This window comes from Chryseobacterium koreense CCUG 49689 (genome assembly GCF_001045435.1).
Taxonomy (GTDB): Bacteria; Bacteroidota; Bacteroidia; order Flavobacteriales; family Weeksellaceae; genus Kaistella; species Kaistella koreensis.
The window spans coordinates 127,142-134,558 of sequence record NZ_LFNG01000005.1 but is presented as its reverse complement, the minus strand read 5'-3'; the positions used below and the strand labels follow the sequence as shown (position 1 = coordinate 134,558).

7 protein-coding genes are annotated in these 7,417 nt (G+C 39.3%); 5 read left to right on the top strand and 2 right to left on the bottom strand.

Annotated features, from left to right (window positions below; translation table 11 throughout):
• A partial coding sequence (locus tag ACM44_RS15845; protein WP_048500245.1) for a transposase occupies positions 1-146 on the top strand: 146 nt, incomplete at its 5' end.
• Between the two features lie 105 nt (positions 147-251).
• Here ACM44_RS15845 and ACM44_RS04770 read toward each other — a convergent pair.
• Together ACM44_RS04770 and ACM44_RS04765 are read right to left on the bottom strand one after the other, a co-directional pair.
• A complete protein-coding gene (locus tag ACM44_RS04770) occupies positions 252-1,808 on the bottom strand; it encodes an Rne/Rng family ribonuclease (RefSeq protein ID WP_048498916.1) in 1,557 nt (518 codons plus the stop codon).
• A gap of 393 nt (positions 1,809-2,201) precedes the next feature.
• Complete coding sequence (locus tag ACM44_RS04765; protein ID WP_039346147.1) at positions 2,202-2,492, bottom strand: HU family DNA-binding protein; 291 nt, start codon at positions 2,490-2,492, stop codon at positions 2,202-2,204.
• A 47-nt stretch (positions 2,493-2,539) separates the two neighbouring features.
• Between ACM44_RS04765 and mutY the strand changes: the two genes are divergently transcribed.
• The 4 genes from mutY (at position 2,540) to ACM44_RS04745 (ending at position 7,379) form a co-directional block, all read left to right on the top strand.
• On the top strand, positions 2,540-3,571 hold the full coding sequence (gene mutY, locus ACM44_RS04760; protein ID WP_048498926.1) for an A/G-specific adenine glycosylase: 1,032 nt from the start codon (positions 2,540-2,542) through the stop codon (positions 3,569-3,571).
• A gap of 305 nt (positions 3,572-3,876) precedes the next feature.
• Positions 3,877-4,431 (top strand): gliding motility lipoprotein GldD, encoded by a 555-nt coding sequence (gene gldD, locus ACM44_RS04755; RefSeq protein WP_048498915.1) that lies wholly within the window; start codon positions 3,877-3,879, stop codon positions 4,429-4,431.
• A gap of 151 nt (positions 4,432-4,582) precedes the next feature.
• Positions 4,583-5,503: a PfkB family carbohydrate kinase gene (locus tag ACM44_RS04750; protein WP_048498914.1), complete on the top strand. Its 921-nt coding sequence runs from the start codon at positions 4,583-4,585 to the stop codon at positions 5,501-5,503.
• A 46-nt stretch (positions 5,504-5,549) separates the two neighbouring features.
• The gene (locus tag ACM44_RS04745) at positions 5,550-7,379 is read left to right on the top strand and encodes a hypothetical protein (RefSeq protein ID WP_048498913.1); all 1,830 of its coding nucleotides are present in this window, start codon (positions 5,550-5,552) and stop codon (positions 7,377-7,379) included.
• The last annotated feature ends 38 nt before the right edge of the window (positions 7,380-7,417 follow it).

Sequence of the window (7,417 nt, the reverse complement as noted above, 5' to 3'; positions counted from 1 at the left end):
ACGACATCCTGAACTACTTCAACCACAGGAGTACAAACGCTTCTGCGGAATCGTTCAACGCCAAAATCAAAAACTTCAGAATGCAGCTCAGGGGAGTGAAGGACAGGTCGTTTTTCCTGTTCAGATTATCGAAACTTTTTGCCTAATCCCCCAAGTTTTGTACTTGATCCAAAAAACTCCCGAAATAAAAATTTCGAGAGTTTGATTTTAGGACGAAGGGTCATTAATCATCCAGATTATATTTTGCTTCCTCAGTTTGAATAACTTGCCAGTTCCTCCTTCTTGGAGTTGATAATTTTATATTCTAAATATTTGAACGAGTCTCTTGGAATGATGGTCACCCATTTTTTGTATTTCAGATACCATTTTGTTTGAATGCTCACGATTCCCTTTGTGAGGTATGCTTCCACGAATGGATGCGCATGCAGGAAGATTTTCCCTTTGTGCTGCTGAATGATATTTCGGATTCTTTCCTCCATTCTCTCTACCACCACGATTGGAGGCAGGATTTCGCCTTCCGCATTTGGATTGACTTCCGCGGTTTCGATTTGTTTTTCTGGCCGCGTTCTTTGTCGCGTAATTTGGATGAGCCCGAATTTGCTCGGAGGTAGGATTTTGTGTCTTGCCTTGTCACGTTTCATTTCCTCTTTGAGGTGCTCATAGAGTTCTTTTCGGTGATCAGGATTAATCATGTCAATAAAGTCTATGACGATGATTCCACCCATGTCGCGAAGACGCAATTGGCGCGCGATTTCCGTTGCGGCCATTTTGTTTACGTTCAGCGCGTGTTCTTTGTTGGATGGCGCCGAATTGATGTTCGGTCCGGAATTCACATCCACCACGTGCAGCGCCTCAGTGTGCTCGATGACCAGATACGCACCTTTCGAACTCGGAATATTCACGTGTTTTCCGAAGCTCTGCTTCATTTGTTTCTCCACATTGTAATATTCCATCAGTGGAGTTGGTTTGTCGTAGAAATGTACGATGTTTTTCTTTTCCGGAGCAATCACTTCCAGGTAGTTTCGCATTTCCCGAACCATATTTTCATCATCGCAAATGATGGACACGAAATCGGAATTGAACTTGTCCCGCAGGATTTCGGAAGCTTTATCTTCTTCGCTCAGAATCTTGCTCGGAACTTTATTTTTCTGGATGTTTTTAAAGGCGGTTTCCCATTTTTGAACCAATTGATTCATGTCATTGTGGAGTTCCGCAACTTTTTTTCCTTCAGCTACGGTTCTGATGATCACCCCGAAACCTTCCGGTTTGATGCTTTCAATCAAAGTTTTCAATCGTTCCCTTTCTTCGCTGCTTGCGATTTTTTTCGATATGGAAACACTTTTGTCAAACGGGATCAAAACCAAAAACCGCCCGGTCAATGAAATTTGGGTGGAAATTCTCGGTCCTTTAGTGGAAATCGGTTCTTTCGTAATTTGAAGAAGCACGCTCTCGTCTTTTGCCAGAACTTTTTCGATGGTTCCGTTTTTCGGAATTTCCTTCTGAATGTCGAAGTTCTTCAGTGAAGAGGAAGTTTGCTTTTTGGAAACCGTGTCTTGGAGGAATTTTTTATAAGTCAAAAATTGCGGGCCCAAATCCTGGTAGTGCAGAAATGCGTCTTTTTCGTATCCGATGTTCACGAACGAAGCGTTCAGGTTTGGTGCCAGTTTTCTTACTTTACCTATAAATAGGTCGCCCACCACGAATTCGCTTTTGTCCTCCTGTTCATGGAGTTCAAAAAGCCTTCCGTCTTCAAGCAGGGCAATTTTGGATTGCTCATCTTCATGTGATATGATCAGTTCTTTCTTCATTGCGTATGTTAATCATTAAGTATTTTCAGTAAAAGCTGGGCCAAAAGTCTCAGCTTTTGTCGGTGAATTCTTAATTGCAGTTGTAATTAAGGTGTAATTAAGAAATTGACATTTTTTTTCTATCGATCAGATATTCAATTTCTTATACAGTATTTTTGTTTTTAAGAAAAAATTTTGTGCGTTGGAAAGGATCCGCTTAAAAACAAAAATATAGTCGGCGAAATTTTAAAAAATTAAAAACACCAACTATATTGTATATTGAAAACCGCGGAGCGATTATTTTTTCTTGTGTCTGTTTGCTCTCCTTCTTTTCTTTCTCTTGTGGGTCGCTACCTTGTGTCTTTTTCTTTTCTTTCCGCTTGGCATAATTTAAAGATTTTATTAATAGATTAATTATTTTACTGCAACTTTGGTTTTTACTTTCTCCACAAAAGTTTTTGAAGGTTTGAAAGCCGGGATATTGTGTGCTGGAATTTCGATCGCGGTGTTCTTGGAGATGTTTCTTCCCGTCTTTGCCGCTCTGGTTTTGATGATGAAAGATCCGAAACCTCTTAAATAAACATTGTCACCATTGTACATCGAAGTTCTGATTTCCTGCATGAACGCCTCGATAACTTTCTGAGTTTCATTCTTTTCCGTTCCCAACTTATTTGAGATGGTATTTACCAATTCTGCCTTTGTCATTTCCTGTATTTATTTATATTTTTGGTGTGCAAATATATGAACATTTTTTGAAAACAAAAAAACAAACCGCTGATTTTCTTCACATTGGTGCAAAACTATTGGCTTGGTACAAAATCCATGGCAGAGACCTGCCTTTCCGAAAGACCAAAGATCCCTACAAGATTTGGATTTGCGAAATCATTTTCCAGCAGACCAGAATCGAACAAGGCCTTAATCACTATGAAAATTTCATCCAGAGATTTCCGGATGTGCAAACTCTGGCAAATGCCGATAACGACGAAGTTTTGCTGTATTGGAAGGGACTCGGTTATTATTCCCGCGCCTTGAATCTGCATCATGCTTCCCAACAAATCGTGAATGATTTTAATGGAAAATTTCCCAAAAAATATGAGGACATTTTAAAATTAAAAGGTGTCGGGAAATATACCGCAGCTGCCATTTCTAGCATTTGCTTTAATGAAAAGATTCCTGCGGTGGATGGAAATTTCTATCGGGTTTTGTCCCGGGTTTTTGCTGATGATTTTGATATTTCGGATTCCAAAGCGTTCTCCTACTTTTCAGATTTGGCTTTAATGATGATGCCGGAAAAGAATCCCGGACATTATAACGAAGCGATGATGGATTTGGGCTCGGAAATCTGTAAACCTAAAAATCCAAAATGTGAAACCTGCCCTTTAAATTTTGATTGTCTCGCCTTTAATTCTGGAAAGGTTCAGGATTTTCCGCAGAAGTCGAAAAAAGTCAAAATCACCGATTTGGAATTGGAGTATTTTTTTGTGGAATTTGGAAAATCTTTTCTAATCCGGCAAAGAAAAGACGATTTCATCTGGAAAAGGCTGTATGAATTTCCGACGGAAATACCGAAAAGTTTTGAAAAGTATATCGGCGCTCAAAAAACGATTTCGCATAAACTCACCCACAAAAATTTGACGATTCATATTTATAAGGTGAAATTGAATTCAAAAAGGGAGTTTCAAAAGTTTGGGGAAGAAAACGGTTTTTTGGTTTCAGATTTTGAGGATTTTCACTACAAATCATTTCCGAAACCATTGGAGAATTATTTGAACTCGTTAATTTGAGGATTTGCAGATTTTTGCAATCGATTTAATCAACTGAAAAAGAATCATTTTTTCCTTTAACCTAAAGGTGTTTTCTTCATCTAAAAGATAGAATTCCAGTTCTAATGGAAATTTGTTTTACAGGGATTTAGGAATCTTTCCAGAATTAAATGATTGATAATGCAAAAAAATCGGAAGGTTCCTAAATCTTTTTCTTTTCAATAATTCAAGTTTTTGGTCAAATTATTGAGATTTCCTTTGACCTTTATGGTAAAACTTCCGACATTGTACTTCCAACTTCGGACAAAAAAAACTATTTTTGCCCAATGTTTAAAAAACTCATATTCATCTTTTTAACCATCATGATAGTTTCTTGCGGCAAAGAGACAAAACCTAAACCATCTGGCGAACTGCGTCTAGAATATCCGCAGCCGAAATATGTGAGTTTTTCGTCGCCCTGCAATTTCACTTTTGAATATTCCGATTTTGCCAAAATTGACAATGCTAAAGAAAACTGTTGGTATTATATCAACTACCCGAAAATGAAGGCAAAAGTGTTTCTGACCTATTTCCCGATAAAGAATGACTTCGCACTCCACGTGAAGGAGTCTGAGAAAATGGTTTATGAGCACACGATCAAAGCCACATCCATCGATACAAAATCTTTCAGCTATCCAGAAAAAAAGGTTTTTGGAAATTTCTATGAATTGAAAGGTCCGTCTGCATCGAATCTGCAGTTTTTTGTGACGGATTCCACCAGGCATTATGTGACTGCGAATTTGTATTTCAATTCTCGGCCAAAACCGGATTCAATAGGACCCGCCGTGGAATATATCAAAAAGGACTTGCTGCATTTGATCGACACTTTTCAGTGGAAATAGGTGAGAAAAAGCGGGGTTTATAATTGAATGGGCAAGATGTGCTTCACTTGGATTTCATTCCTTGCAAGATGCATATCCGCTGCTAAAGATGAAGTCAGGTAGGACCATGTGTGACTTCATCAAAAAAATGAAACAAAAAATATATTTATAAATGAAACTATTAGTCGTCGGTTCGGTTGCTTTCGATGCAATTGAAACCCCATTTGGAAAAACGGATAAGATTTTGGGCGGTGCCGCAACATATATTACGCTCGCTTCGTCTGTGTTGAAAATCCCTTCGGGAATCGTTTCTGTAGTTGGAGGAGATTTCCCGAAATCTGATTTGGAAATGCTTCATAACAGAGGAATCAACATTGAGGGAATTGAAGTGATTTCAGATGGGAAAACATTCTTCTGGAGTGGGAAGTATCGAAATGACCTGAACACCCGTGATACTTTGGTGACCGAGGTAAACGTGTTGGAAAACTTTGACCCAAAAATTCCGGATTCCATGCAGGATGCACAAATCCTCCTGTTGGGAAATCTGCATCCCGGAGTTCAGCTTTCCGTTTTGGAAAAAATGAACAGACGCCCGGATTTGGTTATTTTGGACACCATGAATTTCTGGATGGATACGGCATGGGATACTTTGATGCAGATGATTGCAAGGACGGATGTAATCACCATTAACGATGAAGAAGCACGGCAACTTTCCGGAGAATATTCCCTGGTGAAGGCGGCAAAAAAAATCCAGGAAATGGGTCCGGATATCGTCATCATCAAAAAAGGGGAACACGGCGCACTGCTTTTCAATGAAGGAAGAATTTTCGCGATTCCGGCGCTTCCTTTGGAAGAAGTCTTTGATCCAACTGGAGCTGGAGACACTTTTGCAGGCGGCTTTGCATCTTATTTGGCTAAAAAAGAAGATTTTGGCTTTGAAACCATGAAATCTGCCTTGATCTATGGCTCTGCGATGGCTTCATTCACCGTGGAAAAGTTCGGTACCGAAAAATTACAGGAAGTCACTGAAGGCGAAATGATTGCCAGAATCAAAAACTTTAAGGAATTGACCACTTTTGAAGTGGAAGTGTAGAAATATAAAATTCAGGAAAATCTTCGAAAATTAGAAGAACAAAAAAATGAGAAAACTATTTGGTTTTGTGCTGGTATTGGGATTCGGCACATTTTTGGAGGCACAGTATTTAATCATAGGCAAAGACAGCATCTCGCTCGAAAAGTTTAAGACCGAGTACAAATACGGCCTGGAAAACAACGGGATTGAGAAAACAATTGCTTCTGCCGAAGACTTCCATTTGCTGCAACAGTTTGCCGCTGATAAAAAAGTAGATACCACCGCCGCTTTTCGCGAAAAAATGATGGATAAAGAAGGAGAGCTCCGCAGTAAATTTTTCTTCCCAAAACAAGTGATAGATCCTGTGCTGAATGACTATATGAAGGATTTGCAGACGGAAAAAAAGGTGCTCCTTTTCATCGTGCAGAAAACCGATGGCGATACCAATAATTATCGGCAAATCTATGATGATGTGAAATCCGGGAAAATCACCATGGAAGAGGCGGTTTCCAAATACACCAAATCTAGTGCGGTCCCTTTCTACATCAAGCCCGGAAGCGTAGACAACTCGCTCTATTCCGAACTGAAAAATTTGCCGAATAATGCTTTGACGAAATTTCAGGACACGCCCAGATATGTGGGATTTGCGAAAGTTTATGATTCCCGCCCGAGTTTGGGATATATGGTTTTTGGAACGATTTCTTATCCGAAAGATGACAATTCCGAATCCATTAGAACAAAGATTTACAGCGATTTAAAAGCAGGAAAAACCTTTCCGGAAGTGGCAAAACTTTACGGAGCTACTGACCATGAAAAAAATAACGGTGGAGTAGTGATGGGTTCGCCAACACTTCCAGATGAGATTTACGCCCAGTTTCAAGGAAAAAAGGCAGGATTCTATGTTCCGGAACCGATTCTTTTTGGTGATAAATATTTTGTCTTCTATATCTATAATGTGGAACCTTATGCTTTAACCGAAAAAAACAGGGATTTCTACATCCGTGAATTGAATGGTTCTCTGTACGGAGAGCTTTTGCAGGATAAAATGATCGCTTTTCTGAAATCTGATCCTAGCTATAAAGAGTATCCCGAATTACAAAACGTGAAAAAATCTTACCAGAATTTTAATTCGGCAAATGATAACACGGTTCTTTATCAATACAGAGGACATAAAACCACGGTTGGCGACATCAGAAAGTTGATTGGCGATAAGAAAAGTGAGATAGAAAAGCTCTCGCCGGCAATTTGGACAGAATCTATTACCGGAGTGAATAGCCAGGATTTGATTAAGTTTTACAGCGAGGATTTCACCAGTCAACCGTCCATTAAGATAGAATTGAATGAATTTAAAAAAGGACTTTATTCCGAGTATATTTTTTCAAATTACCTGAATGGCGAAATCGATAAGAATCCACAACTGCTCACAGATTATTACAACCAACATAAATCCAAATACATGTGGGGAAACCGTGCTGAAGGACGAGTGGCGATTATTTCCGATGAAAAATTGGTGGCTGAAATTTCAAAAAACAGTAAAGATGAAAAATCTTGGGAGGGCCTTAAAACCAAATATTACGGGAAACTAAATGATAAGAAACAGATTCTGGTCAACTTCGAAAAAGGCGAAATGTCCGAAGATGCTGAAGTCTTTACGAAATACAAAGTGCCGTTCAAACCCGGAATCCACCAAACCAAAATGGGCGACAGATTTTTGGTCATCGCGATTGACAAGATTTTGCCACCTTCACAGATGAGCCAGGAAGAAGCTGCAGAACTCCTAAGGGACGCTGTGCTGGACGAAAAAATGAAGGAAACCATCGCCGCCCAAAAAGCCAAGACCAAAATCGTGATCGAACCTGGTTTCCTGAAAGGTCTTGAGCAGAATTTTAAGAAATAATTATCAAAAAAATTGCAGGTTATTTGGTTTAGAATGAT

Bases quoted from the DNA above. Each gene is read 5' to 3' on its own strand.
- ACM44_RS04770 (WP_048498916.1), bottom strand. From the start codon at position 1,808: ATGAAGAAAGAACTGATCATATCACATGAAGATGAGCAATCCAAAATT.
- ACM44_RS04765 (WP_039346147.1), bottom strand. From the start codon at position 2,492: ATGACAAAGGCAGAATTGGTAAATACCATCTCAAATAAGTTGGGAACG.
- gldD (WP_048498915.1), top strand. From the start codon at position 3,877: ATGTTTAAAAAACTCATATTCATCTTTTTAACCATCATGATAGTTTCT.
- ACM44_RS04750 (WP_048498914.1), top strand. From the start codon at position 4,583: ATGAAACTATTAGTCGTCGGTTCGGTTGCTTTCGATGCAATTGAAACC.
- ACM44_RS04745 (WP_048498913.1), top strand. From the start codon at position 5,550: ATGAGAAAACTATTTGGTTTTGTGCTGGTATTGGGATTCGGCACATTT.